The sequence below is a fragment of the Streptomyces albiaxialis genome (assembly GCF_039530985.1).
GTDB classification, from domain to species: domain Bacteria; phylum Actinomycetota; class Actinomycetes; order Streptomycetales; family Streptomycetaceae; genus Streptomyces; species Streptomyces albiaxialis.
This window is the reverse complement of sequence record NZ_BAAAPE010000002.1, coordinates 51,578-67,436: the sequence shown is the minus strand read 5'-3', so window position 1 is coordinate 67,436 and position 15,859 is coordinate 51,578. Positions and strand designations below refer to the sequence as shown.

Below are 15,859 nucleotides of genomic sequence, written 5' to 3'. Positions count from 1 at the left end.
CGCGGCGCCGCCCGCTGTGAGACGCTGACGGGCGTGCGCATAGGTGTTCTGGGTCCGCTGGAGGTGTCGGTCGGCGGAGCGCCCGTCACGGTCGCGGGGAGCAGGCTCCGCGCACTGCTGATCCGGCTCGCCCTCGACCCCGGCCGGTACGTCGCCACGGGCGCGCTCGCCGACGGGCTGTGGGAGGACGAGCCGCCCGCCGACCTGGGGAACGCGCTCCAGTCCCTCGTCTCCCGGCTGCGCCGGGCGCTCGGACGGCCGGAGGCGGTCGAACACGGCGGGCCCGCGGGCTACCGCCTGGCCGTGCCGCCCGAGGCGGTGGACGCGGTCCGCTTCGAACGGCTGGCCCGCGACGGAGGCCGGGCGCTCCGCGCCGGTGAACCCGCCGCCGCGCGACGGCTGCTCGACGAGGCGCTCGGGCTGTGGCGCGGGGACGCGCTGGCGGACGTCGCCCGCGCGCCGTTCGCCGAGGGCCCGGCGCACCGGCTGGAGGAGCTGCGCGTCGAGGCCGTCACCGACCGCCTGGAGGCCGTCCTCGGCTCGGGCCCGGCGGCCGGGGCCGTGCCCGAACTGGAGGCGCTGACCACGGCCCACCCGCTGCGCGAACGCCCCCGCCTCCTGCTGGTCGAGGCCCTCGCCGCGGCGGGCCGAGGGCCCGAGGCGCTCGCGGCGTACGAGGAGTTCCGCGCCCGTCTCGCCGACGAGCTCGGCACCGACCCCTCGCCCGAACTGCGCGCCGCGCACCTGGCCGTCCTGCGGGGCGGGGGAGCACGGAGCATCGGGTCCGGGACCGGGCCCGCGGAGGGGGAGAACAGGGACAGCCGGGAGCCGGAGAAGATCCCCACCAACCTGCGGGCCCCGCTCACCAGCTTCGTCGGGCGCGACGGCGAACTCCGGCGCGTACGCGGCCTGCTGGCCGAAGCGCGCCTCGTCACCCTGACGGGGCCCGGCGGAGCCGGGAAGACGCGGCTGGCGACGACCGTGGCGGCGGACCTCGCCCACGACGCTCCGGACGCGGGCCCGGGCGACGCCCCCGCCCGCGACCTCCCCGGCGGCGTATGGCTCGCCGAACTCGCCCCCGTCACCGGCGCGGACGACGTGCCCCTCGCCGTGCTCGGCGCGCTCGGGGCCCGGCAGGCCGCCGTCCTGGACCCCCGCCACCAGGCGCCCCAGGACGTGCTGACCCAGGTCGCCGAGGCCCTCGCCGCCGCGCCCGCCGTGCTGGTCCTCGACAACTGCGAGCACGTCGTCGAGGCCGCCGCGCACCTCGCCGAGCAGCTCCTGGGCCGCTGCCCCCGGCTGCGGGTGCTCGCCACCAGCCGGGAACCGCTGGGCATCGCGGGGGAGGCGCTGTGCCCCGTGCCGCCGCTGGGCCTCCCCCCGAACGCCGCCGAAGCGCCCCGTTCCCCGGCGGTACGTCTCTTCGCCGACCGGGCGCGCTCGGCGGACCCCGCCTTCGCCGTCACCGGTGACAACGCCGCCGCCGTCGCCGAGATCTGCCGCCGGCTGGACGGGCTGCCGCTGGCGATCGAGCTGGCCGCGGCGCGGCTGCGGTCGCTGCCGCTCGACGCGGTCGCCGCCCGGCTCGACGACCGCTTCCGCCTGCTGACCACCGGGCCGCGCACCGCGCTGCCCCGCCACCGCACCCTGGAGGCCGTGGTCGCCTGGAGCTGGGAACTGCTCGACGAGGAGGAACGGCGCCTGGCCGAGCGGCTGTCGGTGTTCCCCGGCGGCGCCACCCCGGCCGCCGTGGCCGGGGTGTGCGGCATGGACGAGACGGCCGCGCTCGACCTGCTCGCGGCGCTCGCGGACAAGTCGCTGCTGCACCTCGCCGACGACGACGGGCCCCGCTACCGGATGCTGGAGACCATCCGCGAGTTCGGCCAGGGGCGGCTGGAGCGGTCCGGCACGCTGGACGAGGCCCGGGCGGCCCACGCGGCGTACTTCGTCGCGCTGGCGGAGACCGCGGACCCGCACCTGCGGGCACACGGACAGTTGCGCTGGATCGCGCTGCTCGACGCCGAGCACGACAACCTCCTCGCGGCCCTGCGCTGGGCCGTCGAGTCGGGGGACGCCGCCACCGCGGTCCGTACGGGCGCCTCGCTCGGCACGTACTGGAGCATCCTGGGCCACCACGCCGAGGCCGCCGAGTGGCTGCGGCTCGCGCTGGAGGTCCCCGGCCCCTCCCCGGAGGAACCGCGCGCCGTCGCCCTCGCCTTCTACCTGATCAACAGCGCCTCGTCCGGCCGGGTCGAGCACCTCGCCGGGCCCGCGCGGGAGCTGAAGGAGCTGGCGGCCCGGGTCGACGCCGGGGAGGGGCACGCCCTGCTGGCGGCGCTGGAGCCGGGCGTCGCGATGTTCACGGAGGAGGACGACACGGGCATCGCGCTGATCGAGGCCCGGCTCGGCCACCCGGACCCCTGGACCCGCGCGATGCTCCGGCTGATGCGCGCCGCGTTCCGCGAGAACAAGGGGTACGCCGCGGGGCTGCGCGAGGACCTGGACGCGGCGGCGGAGGGTTTCCGCTCGGTCGGCGACCGGTGGGGACTCGCGATGGCCCTGACGCAGCTCGGCGAGTTCCACGCCCTGACCGGCGAGACCGGCGCGGCCCGGGAGGGCATGGAGGAGGCCCTGCGGCTGATGCGCGAACTCCGGGCGCGGAACGACATCGGCCAGTTGCGCGTCCGCCTCGCCCAGCTCGACGCCCGCGCGGGCCGGACCGCGCGGGCACGCGCCGAACTGAAGGACCTGCTGCGCGGGGCGCGGCGCGAGGGCCGCCCGCACGTGGCCGTCATCTGCCTGGGCGCGCTCGGCGACATCGCCCGCCGCGAGGGCGACTTCGCGACGGCGGCCCGGTGGTACGAGGACGCGCTGCGGACCTGGCACGAGGGCCCCGGCGCGGTCCCGCAGGCCGTGCCGCAGTTCCGGGCGCTCCTGCGCACGGGAATGGCCCACCTGGAGTGCGCCCGGGGTGACCTGGACGCCGCCGAGCGGCACCTGGCCGACGCGCTGGAGGCGACCGACCTGGCCCAGGACATGCCGATCAGCGCGTTCGTCGGCGTCGGCATCGCCGACCTGGCGGCGCACCGGGGCCGGCCCGCGTACGCGGCGGAGCTGCTGGGCGCGGCAGACGCCGTGCGCGGGGTGAGCGACGTCGCGCAGCCCGACGCGGAACGGCTGACCGCCGAGCTGCGCCGCGCGCTGGGGGAGGGCTTCGCGGCGGCACGCGCGCGCGGCGCGGCGCTCGGCCGCCGGGAAGCGCTCGCGCTGCTACGGGTGGGGACCGGGGTCGGGGCGGGGGCCGGGGGCGGGGCCGGTGGGGGCGGTGGCGCTCCCGCTCCCGGGGCCCGTGCCGGTCACGCGCGGCGCCGGTAGGCCCGTACCGCCAGGGGGAAGGCCACGGCGAGGACGCCCGCTCCCCACAGCGCCGTGGCCAGGACGGGGGCGGCGACCTCGCCGCCCACCAGCAGACCGCGCGACGCCTCCATCGCGCGCGTCACCGGGTTGACGTCCACCCAGGTCTGCAGCCAGCCGGGCAGGGTGTCGGCGGGCACGAGCACGTCGGTGCCGAACGTCAGCGGGAACAGCGCCATGAACCCGATGCCCTGCACCGCGCCCGGCTCTCGCACCAGCATGCCGATCAGCACGAACACCCAGCTCAGACAGAACGCGAAGGCCATCACCAGCAGGCAGGCGGCGAGCGCGGACAGGGGATCGGTCCCGATCCGGAAGCCCACCGCGTAGCCGAAGCCGAGCTGCACGACGATCGTCACCACGAAGCGGATGACGTCGCCGAGCACCGAGCCGACCAGCGGCGCCGAGCGCGCGATGGGCATGGAGCGGAAGCGGTCGAAGACGCCCTTCTTGATGTCGTCGTTGAGATTGATCCCGGTCTGCACGGACGCGAAGAGCACGTTCATCACCATCAGCCCGGGGAGCAGGAACTGGAGGTACGCGTGCGTCGACCCGGCGACGGCGCCGCCCAGCAGGTAGACGAACATCACGATGAACAGCACCGGCTGCATGGTCACGTCCAGCAACTGCTCGGGCGTGCGCAGCGTCTTCGTCAGGCTGCGCCGCGCGAGGGCGAGGCTGTGCCGGACCAGCGGGAACGGGCGCCGTCCGCCCTCCCGTCCCGGCGCCGTCGCCCGTTCCGGGACCGTCAGGGTGCTCGTCATCAGGCCGCCCTCCCCTTCTCGTGGTTCTCCTGCGCGCTCCCGTGGCCGGTGAGAGTGAAGAAGACGTCGTCCAGGTCGGGCAGGCGCAGCGCCAGTTCCGCCACCCCGATGCCGTGCTCGTCGAGGCGCCGTACGACCGTGCCGAGCGTCCCGTCGTCCTCCACCGGGACCGTGAGGACCCCGCGTCCCGGTGACTCCGGCTCGTGCCCGGTGGCCCCGGCGAGGATCGCGGCCGCCATGGGCAGCGCCCCGGCGTCCTGCGGGCGCAGCTCCAGATGCCGCCCGCCGACCCGCCGCTTCAGCTCCGCCGGGGTGCCGTGGGCGATGACCCGGCCGTGGTCCATGACGGAGATCTCGTCGGCGAGCGCGTCGGCCTCCTCCAGGTACTGGGTGGTGAGCAGCACCGTCGCCCCGTCCGCGACGAGCGAGCGGACGATGCCCCACATGTCCTCGCGGCGCACCGGGTCCAGGCCCGTCGTGGGCTCGTCGAGGAAGACGACGTCCGGCCTGCCCACGAGGGACGCGGCCAGGTCGAGGCGGCGCCGCATGCCGCCGGAGTACGTCTTCGTCTGCCGCCCGGCGGCCTCGGTCAGCTCGAAGTGCGCCAGCAGCTCGCGGGCCCGTGCCCGCGCCTCGGCGGCCCGCAGGTCGAGGAGCCGCCCGATGAGCACGAGGTTCTCCGTGCCGGTCAGGTCCTCGTCCACCGAGGCGTACTGGCCGGTGAGCCCGATCGCGCGGCGTACGGCCTCGGCGTCGCGGACGACGTCGAGCCCGCCGACCGTCGCGCGGCCCGCGTCGGGCCGCAGCAGCGTGGCGAGGACACGGACGGCCGTGGTCTTTCCCGCGCCGTTGGGACCGAGCACGCCGAGCACGGTGCCCTGCCGGGCCGCGAGCCCGATCCCGTCCAGCGCGGTCGTCGCGCCGAACCGCTTGACCAGGCCCTCGGCCTGGAACGCGTAGGTCATCTGTTCTCCTTCGTGGTCGTGCGGGAAGGAGGGTGGCAGCGCCCGCGGCCACGCCGCGCACCGCGCGCTGGCACGCCGCTGGCACGGTGCGGTGCGGGCTTCCGCGGGCAGAGACGGGTCATCTACCGTGCGAGGTCCGCGAGTCGGGGATCGGCGGGATGGGGGGATGGGCCGTGGAGCACGCCGGTGACGAGGTGACCCGGCTGTACGCGTCGGGCGGGGCCGGGATGCGGACCGGCGAGGCCCACTCGGCACGCATGTACGACTACCTGCTCGGGGGCCGGGACAACTTCGCGGCGGACCGGGAGGCCGCCGAGGCCGCGGTGGCGGCGTTCCCGACGCTGCGCACCGCGGCGCGGGAGAACCGCGCTTTCCTCGGCCGCGCCGTGCGCCACGTCGTCGAGGAGACCGGCATCCGCCAGTTCCTCGACATCGGCTCCGGCCTGCCGACCGCCCGGAACGTGCACCAGGTCGCGCGGCGCCACGCCCCCGACGCGCGCGTCGTGTACGTCGACAACGACCCGCTCGTGCTGGCCCACGGGCAGGCGCTGCTCGCCGCCGACGCGCGGACGACCGTGATCCAGGCCGACATCCGGGACCCGCGCGCGATCCTCGGGCACCCCGGGACGCGGGAGCTGATCGACTTCGGCGAGCCGGTGGCCCTGCTCGCGGTGGCGGTCCTGCACTTCGTCTCCGACGAGGAGGACCCGCGCGGGCTGGTCGCCCGGCTGCGCGAGGCCCTCGTCCCCGGGAGCGTGCTCGTCCTCTCGCACGCGACGGCCGAGATCTCGCCGGAGACCGCGCTCGGGGTCCAGGCCGCCTACCGGGCCCAGGGCGTCCCGCTGACCCTCCGCGACCGCGCGGCCTTCGCCGAGCTGTTCGAGGAGTTCGAGATCGCCGAGCCCGGCATCCAGGTCGTCTCCGACTGGCGCGCGACGGTTCCGGAGTCCGAACGCCCGTCCCACGCCGAGGTCTCCTGGTACGGCGGCACCGGCAGACTGCCGTGAAGGCCCTTCAGCCGACCCGCCGCTCCAGCACCTGCCCCGGCCAGGTGCCGTGGACGAAGGGCGCCGAGGGCGTGAAGCCGGCCCGCTCGTAGAAGGCGACCAGTTCGCCCCCTCCGCCCGCCCAGCAGTCCACCCGCAGCAGGTCCACTCCGGCCCGCCGGGTCTCCTCGGCGGCACGTTCCAGCAGCGCGCCGCCGATGTTCCGCCCCGCGTGCGCCCTGTCGGAGACCAGCAGGCGGACGTAGCGCTCGGGCTCCTCCGCGGGGGCGATCGGCATCTGCGGGCTGGGCCCTTCCCCCAGCACCAGGCAGCCGACGGGCACGCCGTCCAGCTCGGCGACGAAGGGCTCGTGCTCGGTCGTGTACCGCTGGATCCGCTCCGCCCCGCCGGGCTTGCGCGAGAAGGGGACGGTGCCCCACTGCTCGGTGTTGCCCCGGGCGTTCATCCAGGCCACGGCGCCGTCGAGCATGCCGAGGACGGCCGGCGCGTCGGCCGGTCCGCCCGTCCTGATCCGTATGTCGTGCCTCGTGTCGTCCCTCGTGTCGTGATCCACGGCGGAAGCATAGGCCGACGGGAGCGCGCCGGTGTCTCATGCGCCCCGTAGACGCACGTTTACGGTTCGCCCCGGTGACATGGCCCGTACACCTGGAGTTCGTGTGGCCGCACTTCGCTCTAGGAGCTGGCCGGGAGCGGTCCCCACGGCTGTCCCATCGCACCGGCCGTCTGCTATTGGCCGAGGGCAAGGAACCAGAATCGTGAACGTATTCAGGCGGCCGAGCAGAAGCGTCCGGGCCGCCGTACTGACCGGTGTCGCCACCTTCACCCTGAGCGCCTGCTGGGGCGCCGGGGCAGGAACCGAGGACGGCAAGGAACTGCTCGGCAAGGTCATGGTGGACGGCTCCAGCACCGTGACCCCGCTGGCCAAGGCCGCCGCCGAGCTGTACACCGAGAAGCAGCCCAAGGTCCGCGTCTCCGTGGGGACGTCCGGGACGGGCGGCGGCTTCAAGAAGCTCTGCGCGGGCCGCGCGGACATCGCCGACGCCTCGCGGCTGATCAAGGCCAAGGAGCGGGCGGCGTGCGCGGAGCGGGGGGTGAACTACGAGGAGTTCTCCGTCGCCAACGACGCGCTGACCGTGGTGGTCAGCAAGCGGGTGTCGTGGGTGGACTGCCTGTCCACGCGGCAGTTGAGGAAGATCTGGCGGCCCGGCTCGCGGGTCCACAGTTGGAACCAGGTCGATCCGTCGTTCCCCGACGTCCCCCTCAAGCTGTACGGCCCCGGCGCCGACTCGGGCACCTTCGACTACTTCACCAAGGCCATCAACGGCGAAGAGGGCGCCTCCCGTACCGACTACACCTCGACGGAGGACGACAACGTGACGGTGCGCGGCGTCTCCCGCTCGCGCGGCGGCATGGGCTACTTCGGCTTCTCCTACTACGAGGAGAACGAGAACGACCTCAAGTCCCTCATGATCGACAGCGGCGACGGCTGCATCGTCCCCAGCGTCACGAGCGTCCAGAACGGCACGTACAAGCCGCTGTCCCGGCCGCTCTTCATCTATCCCACGGCCGAGGCCCTCAAGCGGCCCGAGGTCGAGGACTTCGTCGAGTACTTCGTGGAGCACCACGCCCAGATCACGGCGGGCACCCAGTTCATCCCCCTCAACTCCGAGCAGGAGGACAAGCTGAGGGCCGACCTGGACAAGCTCAAGTCGGAGGCCGAGTAGCCGCGCCGCGCTTCCGGCGCGGGCCCCGGCGTCCGCGCCCGGCCAGCAGCAGCGCGCAGGCGACCACGCCCAGGGCGACGGTGGCGAGGCCCGAGGCGCCCAGCGCCGCGCGCGGCCCCAGCGCCTCGGTGAGCGGGCCGCCGAGCGCGGTGCCGAGCGGCGAGGCGGTGAGCAGGGCCGCGCTGCGCGCCGCGAGCATCGCGGCGAGGTGCCGCGGGGGCGAGGCCGCCTGCATCAGCGTCACCGACAGGGGCACGAACGGGCCGTAGATCGCGCCGCCGAGCGTGAAGCAGACGAGGGTGACGACCGCCGGCGCGTGGGTCCCGAAGGGCAGCAGCGTCAGACCCCAGGCGACCACGATCGCGAGCGTCACCGGCCAGAGCGGCGCCCTGCGCAGCGTGCCGACCGTGAGCCCGCCGAGGACCGCGCCGATGCCGAACAGCATCCAGTACAGGCCGAGCACCGTGCCCGGCGCGTGCAGGTCGTCGGTCACATGGAGGGGCAGGGCGACCTCGACGGGACCGTAGAGGAAGTTGAAGAACCAGGTGAGCGTCAGCAGGCCGAGCAGCTCGGGCCGGGAGCGCAGCAGCCCGAACCCGCCGCGGGCGGCCTCGCGGTCCACGGGCGGGGCGTGCCCCGCGTCCGGCAGCCGGACCCGTACGACCAGCACGGCGAGGAAGACGTAGGTCAGCGCGTCCACGCCGATGACGAGCGCCGGGCTGACGTACGTCACCAGCACGCCGGCGAACGCGGGCCCGGCGATCGTGGCGCTGAAGCTGAGCGTGCTGACGAGGGTGTTCGCCGCCAGCCGCTCCTCGTCCGGCAGCAGCTCGGCGAGCAGCGTGTACTTGCCCGCGCTGCCCCAGGCGTGCAGCAGCGAGGAGGCCGCGAGCAGCACGACGTACAGCGGCGGCGTCAGCACCCCGGCGAGCCAGGCGAGCGGCACGGCGCCGAGGAAGACGCCGCGCGCCACATTGTCGAGGAGCAGCAGCCGCCTCGCGGGGACGCGGCGCATCCGGCGGCCGAACGCGAGCGCGCCGACCACGCCCGGCAGCGTCGCCGCCGCCACCGCGCCGCCGACCCACAGCCCCGTCGAGCCCTCCGGCGCGAGGTCGATGGCGAGCCACGCCACGGCGACGAAGCTCATGCCGTCCCCGAGGTAGGAGACGGCGAAGCCGAGCAGCAGCCGGCGGAACACGCGGTGCGAGAGCACCGGCCGGTAGGCGGCGGGCACCAGGCGCCGGAGCGCGGGCCGGGGTATCAACGGCCGTCCCGCCGGAAGCAGTTGTTCACGGCACTCACATTAGGCGCGGCCCGGAGCGCGCCGCTTCTCGATTTCCGACCGAGGTCAGGACGAGCGCGCGGCGTTGAGCGCGTCCACCGCGGCCCGGGCCGTGCCCAGGTTGGCGAAGTCGACGGCGACGAAGTTCACCGGGTGGCCCCGCTCGGACTCGCAGCGGCGCGCCCGCTTCAGCACGAAGTCCTTGTCGTTGACCTCCGCGGCGTCGATCCGGCTGCCGCCGCCGTGGGTGATGAAGTGGTTCATCAGGAACAGATTCTTGTCCTTGCCGCCCCGGTTGGGCACGCAGTTCATCTCGCGGGGGCTGGAGAACGCGAAGGGCGTCTCCATCCCGTACCGGTAGAAGTTGCGGTACCAGGGCGCCGGGCCGTCGGCGCGCTCGGCGAAGACCACCAGGCGCTTGTCGTCCTCGACCATCTTCCCCAGCGTCGGCCACTCGGCGTCCGGGTCGTCGTCGGGGGTGTGGAGCAGGTCCTCGACCCCGGCCTTGCGGAACGCGGACTCCGTCTGCTTGCCGCTGATGCCGTCCTCGATGATCAGGGTGACCACCTCGTCCGGGTGGTCCTCCAGCCACGTGCCGATCTCGCGCAGGGACTCGACGAACGGGACGGCCCCGGCGCGGCAGATCGCGTGGCACAGCCACAGTCCGGGCTCGGCCGGGCTCGCCTTGTCGATGATCCCGGAGATCCGCCGCTGGGTCTCGGGAGCGAACTCGGAGAGCTTCAGCCGCGGGACGATCTCGTCGCGGCGCTCCCAGGTGTGGGTGTCGATGAGCAGTGCCCGGGCCCCGTTGTCGAGCTGCGTGGTGATGTCGGCGTCCTGGAGGGGGCTGATGAACTGCTCGGCGGTCGAGGACATCGAGTTGTGCGTCGCCAGGTAAGCGGCCTGGTCGTAACGGACGTCGCAGAGCGCGGCGGAGCCGTTGCAGTAGGCCCTGTCCGTGCCCTTGGCCACGGTCGGCAGCAGCGCCGGACCGAGGACGATCATCGCGGTGACGGCCGCGCCGACGGTGGTCAGCAGCGCCCGCCGCGCCCGGGGCGCCAGCCTGCGGCCCGTGGCGCGGCGTTCCCACACGACGGCGAAGGCCAGCAACGGCAGCCCCGCGGCCAGCGGCATCAGCGAGGCGAGCAGCCCGGCGTCGGCCAGCGAGCGGACGCCGGTCCGCTCCAGGTCCCCGACGAGGGACGCGAGCGACGGCGGCCAGGACGCCGGGGGAGACCACACCAGCGCCTCGGTTCTCCACCGCACCAGCAGGAAGACGAGCGCCGCCAGGACACCGCCCACGGCCAGGAGTCCGCCCAGGTGCCGAAGCCGCCGTATCCTGCGCCGCGGGCCCGAGAGCCACAGGAAGACGACGGACGCGAGGCCGACGACGGCGGCGCCCGTCTGGACGGGGCCCATCACGAGCTGCGTCACGTCGCGCACCGACTTCAGCGCCCCGATGTCGGCGCCGGAGTCCTCCAGGTCCTCCGCCACGTTCCACCGGCCGCCGTCGGCGATCTTCATCAGGTCGCGCCGCGCCTTGTCGCCCCCGCTGCCCGCCGTGGTGCCCGGCAGGTGCGGGCCCACCGCGGCCAGGGCCGTGGCCACGTCGCCCTCCGCGAGCGCGCCCTCGACCTGGGGGCGCAGCTTCGCACGTTCGCTCTCCGGAACTCCGGCGAGCAGCAGCTTGGCGCCGTCCTCGGCGTCCTTCTTCCCGAGGTGCACCTTCGGCAGGTCGGGCTTGCGCCCGGCGGCGACGTCGTCGAGCGCGGTGTCGAGCTTCTTGAGCGCCGAGTCGAGCTGCTTCTCGCTGTGCCCCTCGGAGTCGGAGACGAGGCTGCTCAGATACACCTCGCCGAGGCCGCTCAGGTTGGCCAGCAGCGGGGTGAGGTCCACGGACAGGCTGAGGGTGTCGGTGTCGCCCCGCAGATAGCGGACGAGGGCGACGATCTGCTCGTCCGTCAGCTCCCGTACGGTCGCGGGCGGCAGCACCGTCTTGAGGTTGGCGGTCACCACCGACTCCGGCACCGGCAGCCGCGCCAGCAGGCTGCGCGTCACCGGCTGCGCCTCCGGGTCGACCAGCACCTCGTCGTACAGCCGGTCGTACGCCCGCTCGTCGTCCAGGGCCCCCTGGTAGAAGCCGCGGCTCAGCGCCGTGGACCGTACGGTGCCCGCGCTCACGAGGACCACCACGCACAGCACGGTCAGCACGCCCGCCAGGACCCGGCACCACCGCACCCACCGCGCGCTACGCCACCCGGCGGGCGGGAACGTCCTGCCCTCGTCCGGCGCTGCGGTACCGCTCACCACGACACTCTCCCCTTCGGATCCCGACCTCTACGACGGCCGTCACACTAAGCTCTACCTGTGCCGATTGGCATTTCGATCTTCCGTTCCTGGGCGTCGGCCGACCTCCTTGGGGTGAAGTACGGCGTGGGCGCCCGGGGACCGGGGGGCGGCCGGGGGATCGTGGGCGCATGACGGAAATCTCAAGCTCAGGAGGCCTCGTGCGCCGTACTGTCACCGGTGTCGTCACCGCACTCGTCCTCGCAGGAGGCAGCGGCGTCGCGTGCGCGGACGACGGAGGGGAGGGCCTCGCGCGCAACTCCTCCCACGTCGGCAGCAAGGCGGGGATGGCCCTGCCCAGCGCGGCCAACAGCCTCGCCCAGCGCACCGCTTCGCTCGCCGACAAGACCGGCATCGACGGCCCCCTCATCGGCCCCGGCGACCTCGGCCGGGGGCCCTACCGGACGTAGCGCCCTTCGCGCCCGCACCAGTCGGTACGCGCCGCCGCCGCGACTCCTCCCGGGGAGCGCGGCGGCGGCGCTTTTTCGTGCCATGTTTGCGAGGCGCTGTCGCGAGAGTTACAGTCTCTAACTGTCGCGAGAATATGGCGCCGCAACGGGTGCGCGCCGCCCGCGACTTGGGAGGGAATCGGCATGATCTATCACCGGATACGGCTCGCCATGCGCCCCGACGCGCCCCAGGACAAGGTCGATGAGGCCCTGGAGGCGCTGCGCAGGATGGGCCGCGAGATCGACGCCGTCGAACACTGGGCGGTCGGCCGGGACTTCGGCGGGGACTTCGAGTACGGCGCCCTGTTCGCGGTCAAGGACATCGACGCGTACCGGGCGTACATGTACGACCCGCTCCACCGTCACGTCGACGGCATCGGCCTGCCGCTGGTGCGGAACATGGTCTCCCAGGACCTCACCGACGACGAGGACCCCGACATCGGCGCGAAGATCCGCGCGATCCACGCCGAGCGCTTCGCGCACGACCCCGCGCTCGTCGAGCTGATCGACGGCCTCGGTTCGTACGAGGGCAGCGGCGCCCCGGAGGAAACGGCGGCGGGCTGACGGAGGTTCCGCCGTCCCGGCGCCGCCGGGTCAGGGCGTGGGGATGCCCGCCGGACGGGACGGGCGGCCGAAGCGGACGGGGACGCCGGGGGAGTAGAGCACGCTCACCGGCGGGCCCGCCGGCGGCGCGAGCCCCGCGGCCGTGATGAGCGACTCGTCGCACTCCAGCAGCTCGGCGCGGTGCAGCGGCCAGCGCGGATGCGTGTTGGGGAGATAGACGGGGCGGCCGAGGAAGGCGTTGTGCATGCCCCAGCGGGCGGTGAGGAAGTGCTCCAGCTCGGTCGGCTCCCCGATCCGTTCACCGACGCGGACCGTGATCCGGCTGTGCGCGCCGCGCGGCCCCGGCCAGCGGCGCGCGCTGGTGTAGATCCGCAGATCGCCCTCGGCCCGCACGTCCATGCGCGACCACTGGTACGGCAGCCCGAAACCGGCGCGCGCCATCAGGACCGGGACCAGCCGGGACGCGTCCAGCGAGCGGAAGACGACGCCGCGGCGCCCCCGCGCGTCCACCGAGTACAGCCGCACGTTCGTCTCGGGGAACGTGCCGAGATACGGGACGCCCGGCAGCCGGAACCAGCCGACCCGGTGCATCCGGAACGCCACGAGCCCGACGTATGTCACTCCGTGCAGCGTGTCCGGCGCCGCGCCCTCGGGGAGCAGCGGCGCGACCTGGGCCGGGTCGGCGGCCCAGTGGAGGAACGCGAGGTCGAGCCACGACTGCGTGAGGAGCGGGCTGGCGATCGACGCGGGCGCGTCGGCCGTGATCGGCTCGGGGGACGGCGCCGGAGCGGAGGACATCCGTCAAGGATCGCAGGACGGTCGGACGGCCGGGCATGTGCCCCTTGCCCGGCCGTCCGACCGTACGTCCGCCGCCCCTGCCGCCGGACCTGGCCGGTCAGGCGCCCACGTACTCCGCGAGGTGCTCGCCCGTGAGGGTGGAGCGGGCCGCGACGAGGTCCGCCGGGGTGCCCTCGAAGACGACCTTGCCGCCGTCGTGGCCCGCGCCCGGGCCGAGGTCGATGATCCAGTCCGCGTGCGCCATGACAGCCTGGTGGTGCTCGATGACCAGGACGGACTTGCCGGAGTCCACGAGCCGGTCGAGCAGCCCGAGGAGCTGCTCGACATCGGCGAGGTGGAGGCCGGTGGTCGGCTCGTCGAGCACGTAGACACCGCCCTTCTCGGCCATGTGCGTCGCCAGCTTCAGCCGCTGCCGCTCGCCGCCGGAGAGCGTGGTGAGCGGTTGGCCGAGGGTGAGATAGCCGAGCCCGACGTCGGAGAGCCGCTCAAGGATCTTGTGCGCGGCGGGCGTACGGGCCTCGCCCGAGCCGAAGAACTCCTCGGCCTCGGCCACCGGCATCGCCAGGACCTCGCTGATGTCCCGGCCGCCGAGACGGTGGTCCAGGACCGACGCCTCGAAGCGCTTGCCGTCGCACTCTTCGCAGGTCGTGGAGACGCTCGCCATCATGCCCAGGTCGGTGAAGACGACGCCCGCGCCGTTGCAGTTGGGGCACGCGCCCTCGGAGTTGGCGCTGAAGAGCGCCGGCTTCACCCCGTTGGCCTTCGCGAACGCCTTGCGGATCGGGTCGAGCAGCCCCGTGTACGTCGCCGGGTTGCTCCGCCGGGAGCCGCGGATCGCGGCCTGGTCGATCGAGACGACGCCCGCCTCCTCGGCCGCCGGGCTGTGGACCAGCGAGCCCTGCACGAGCGAACTCTTGCCCGACCCGGCGACCCCGGTGACGACGCAGAGGACGCCGAGCGGGATGTCCACGTCGACATCGCGCAGATTGTGCGCCGAGGCGCCGCGGACCGGCAGCGTGCCGGTGGCCTTCCGCACGGACTTCTTCAGGGACGCGCGGTCGTCGAGATGGCGGCCGGTGATGGTGTCGCTGGCCCGCAGCCCCTCGACGGAGCCCTCGAAGCAGACGGTGCCGCCCGCCGTACCGGCGCCCGGGCCGAGGTCGACGACATGGTCGGCGATCGCGATCGTCTCCGGCTTGTGCTCGACGACCAGGACCGTGTTGCCCTTGTCGCGCAGGCGCAGCAGCAGGTCGTTCATGCGCTGGATGTCGTGCGGGTGCAGGCCGATGGTGGGTTCGTCGAAGACGTAGGTCGTGTCGGTCAGCGACGAGCCGAGGTGGCGGATCATCTTGACGCGCTGCGCCTCACCGCCGGAGAGCGTGCCCGCGGGCCGGTCCAGCGAGAGATAGCCGAGGCCGATCTCCGCGAACGAGTCGAGGGTCCCGCCCAGCGCCGTCAGCAGCGGCCCCACCGAGGGCTCGTCCAGCCCGCGCACCCATTCGGCCAGGTCGTTGAGCTGCATCGCGCAGGCGTCGGCGATGGAGATCCCGTGGATCTTCGACGCCCTGGCCGCCGCGCTCAGCCGGGTCCCCTCGCACTCGGGGCAGTCGGTGAAGGTCACCGCCCGGTCCACGAACGCCCGGATGTGCGGCTGCATCGCCTCGCGGTCCTTGGCGAGGAACGACTTCCGGATGCGCAGGAACAGCCCCTCGTAGGTGAGGTTGGTCCCTCTGATCTTCACCTTGGTCGGTTCGTGGTGGAGGAAGTCGTGCAGCTCCTTCTCGGAGTAGTCGCGGATGGGCTTGTCCGGGTCGAGGAAGCCGGACTCGCTGTAGAGCACGACGTTCCAGCCCTTTTCCCCGTAGCCGGGGATGGTCAGCGCGCCCTCGGAGAGCGACTTGGAGTCGTCGTACAGCTCGGTGAGGTCGAAGTCGGTGACCTTGCCGCGGCCCTCGCAGTGCGGACACATCCCGCCGGTACGGGTGAAGGAGACCCGCTCCGCCTTCTTGCCGCCGCGCTCGACGGTGATCGCGCCGCTCGCCTTGACCGAGGGGACGTTGAAGGAGAACGCGTTGGGCGAGCCGACGTGCGGCTTCCCGAGGCGGCTGAAGAGGATCCGCAGCATCGCGTTGGCATCGGTGGCGGTGCCGACCGTGGAACGGGGATCGGAGCCCATCCGCTCCTGGTCGACGATGATCGCGGTCGTCAGCCCGTCCAGGACATCGACCTCGGGGCGCGCGAGCGTCGGCATGAAGCCCTGCACGAAGGCGCTGTAGGTCTCGTTGATCAGCCGCTGCGACTCGGCGGCGACCGTGTCGAACACCAGTGAGCTCTTGCCCGAGCCGGAGACGCCGGTGAACACCGTGAGACGGCGCTTCGGGATCTCGATGCTGACGTCCTTGAGGTTGTTCTCCCGCGCGCCGTGCACGCGGATCGCCTCGTGGCTGTCGGCGGCGTGCGGCACGTCCTGCCGCGGGTCCGTCGTCGGGGCCATGCTCATCGTCTCCATCTGTGAGTGCCGGGCCGCGTATGGCGGTATCACCGGC

The 15,859-nt window shown here is 73.7% G+C and carries 12 protein-coding genes; 5 read left to right on the top strand and 7 right to left on the bottom strand.

From position 1 onward, the window contains the following. Positions 1-33: 33 nt before the first annotated feature. Positions 34-3,375 (top strand): AfsR/SARP family transcriptional regulator, encoded by a 3,342-nt coding sequence (locus ABD343_RS05250; RefSeq protein WP_344524536.1) that lies wholly within the window; start codon positions 34-36, stop codon positions 3,373-3,375. On the opposite strand, the gene ABD343_RS05245 is transcribed toward ABD343_RS05250, so the two are convergent. Continuing rightward, a complete protein-coding gene (locus tag ABD343_RS05245) occupies positions 3,357-4,178 on the bottom strand; it encodes an ABC transporter permease (protein ID WP_344524534.1) in 822 nt (273 codons plus the stop codon). The two genes, ABD343_RS05250 and ABD343_RS05245, sit on opposite strands and share 19 nt — an antisense overlap. Then, positions 4,178-5,143: an ATP-binding cassette domain-containing protein gene (locus tag ABD343_RS05240; protein ID WP_344524532.1), complete on the bottom strand. Its 966-nt coding sequence runs from the start codon at positions 5,141-5,143 to the stop codon at positions 4,178-4,180. Before ABD343_RS05240 ends, ABD343_RS05245 begins: the two co-directional genes overlap by 1 nt. 227 nt (positions 5,144-5,370) lie before the next feature. On the opposite strand from ABD343_RS05240, the gene ABD343_RS05235 reads away from it, so the two are divergent. Continuing rightward, entirely contained in the window at positions 5,371-6,150 is a 780-nt protein-coding gene (locus tag ABD343_RS05235; RefSeq protein ID WP_425578116.1) for an SAM-dependent methyltransferase, read from the top strand. A gap of 7 nt (positions 6,151-6,157) precedes the next feature. Here ABD343_RS05235 and ABD343_RS05230 read toward each other — a convergent pair whose 3' ends face one another. Then, positions 6,158-6,619 (bottom strand): GNAT family N-acetyltransferase, encoded by a 462-nt coding sequence (locus ABD343_RS05230; RefSeq protein WP_344525548.1) that lies wholly within the window; start codon positions 6,617-6,619, stop codon positions 6,158-6,160. 286 nt (positions 6,620-6,905) lie between these two features. Between ABD343_RS05230 and ABD343_RS05225 the strand changes: the two genes are divergently transcribed. After that, positions 6,906-7,874 (top strand): PstS family phosphate ABC transporter substrate-binding protein, encoded by a 969-nt coding sequence (locus ABD343_RS05225; RefSeq protein WP_344524528.1) that lies wholly within the window; start codon positions 6,906-6,908, stop codon positions 7,872-7,874. Here the strand turns inward: ABD343_RS05225 and ABD343_RS05220 are convergent. Then, a complete protein-coding gene (locus ABD343_RS05220) occupies positions 7,855-9,138 on the bottom strand; it encodes an MFS transporter (protein WP_344524526.1) in 1,284 nt (427 codons plus the stop codon). The two genes, ABD343_RS05225 and ABD343_RS05220, sit on opposite strands and share 20 nt — an antisense overlap. A gap of 84 nt (positions 9,139-9,222) precedes the next feature. Then, positions 9,223-11,463 (bottom strand): phosphoinositide-specific phospholipase C-related protein, encoded by a 2,241-nt coding sequence (locus ABD343_RS05215; RefSeq protein ID WP_344524524.1) that lies wholly within the window; start codon positions 11,461-11,463, stop codon positions 9,223-9,225. 200 nt (positions 11,464-11,663) lie between these two features. On the opposite strand from ABD343_RS05215, the gene ABD343_RS05210 reads away from it, so the two are divergent. Both ABD343_RS05210 and ABD343_RS05205 read left to right on the top strand, forming a co-directional pair. Continuing rightward, positions 11,664-11,912, top strand: coding sequence for a hypothetical protein (locus ABD343_RS05210; protein ID WP_344524522.1), 249 nt, complete (start codon positions 11,664-11,666; stop codon positions 11,910-11,912). Positions 11,913-12,095: 183 nt separating this feature from the next. Continuing rightward, positions 12,096-12,515, top strand: a complete 420-nt coding sequence (locus ABD343_RS05205; RefSeq protein WP_344524520.1) for a Dabb family protein — start codon at positions 12,096-12,098, stop codon at positions 12,513-12,515. 30 nt (positions 12,516-12,545) lie between these two features. On the opposite strand, the gene ABD343_RS05200 is transcribed toward ABD343_RS05205, so the two are convergent. Together ABD343_RS05200 and ABD343_RS05195 are read right to left on the bottom strand one after the other, a co-directional pair. Next, the gene (locus ABD343_RS05200) at positions 12,546-13,313 is read right to left on the bottom strand and encodes a YqjF family protein (RefSeq protein WP_344524518.1); all 768 of its coding nucleotides are present in this window, start codon (positions 13,311-13,313) and stop codon (positions 12,546-12,548) included. A 97-nt stretch (positions 13,314-13,410) separates the two neighbouring features. Further along, entirely contained in the window at positions 13,411-15,813 is a 2,403-nt protein-coding gene (locus tag ABD343_RS05195) for an ATP-binding cassette domain-containing protein (RefSeq protein ID WP_344524516.1), read from the bottom strand. Positions 15,814-15,859: the final 46 nt, after the last annotated feature.